At 55.2% G+C, this 268-nt stretch carries 1 pseudogene; it reads left to right on the top strand.

Annotated elements, in window-relative coordinates:
* Positions 1 to 232, top strand: a pseudogene (locus FQ664_RS26120) (glycogen synthase GlgA); the annotation flags it as partial.
* Between the last annotated feature and the right edge of the window lie 36 nt (positions 233 to 268).

The following is a 268-nucleotide window of genomic DNA, read 5'->3' on the forward strand; positions in this document are numbered from 1 at the left end:
GGCGGATACCGTGTCAGACAGCTCACTGGAAAACCTGGCGGACGGCGTCGCCAGCGGATTTGTGTTTGAGGACAGTAATGCCTGGTCGCTGTTACGCGCGATAAGGCGAGCTTTCGTGTTGTGGTCTCGTCCATCGCTGTGGCGCTTCGTGCAACGACAGGCGATGGGGATGGATTTCAGCTGGCATGTAGCGGCGCAGTCCTACCGGGATCTCTACAACCGGTTGAAATAATTTCCAGGAATCGCTCATATGAATGCACCTTTTACG

Origin of the sequence: Pseudomonas persica, from assembly GCF_900291015.1 — a bacterium.
In the GTDB taxonomy this organism is placed as follows: Bacteria; Pseudomonadota; Gammaproteobacteria; order Pseudomonadales; family Pseudomonadaceae; genus Aquipseudomonas.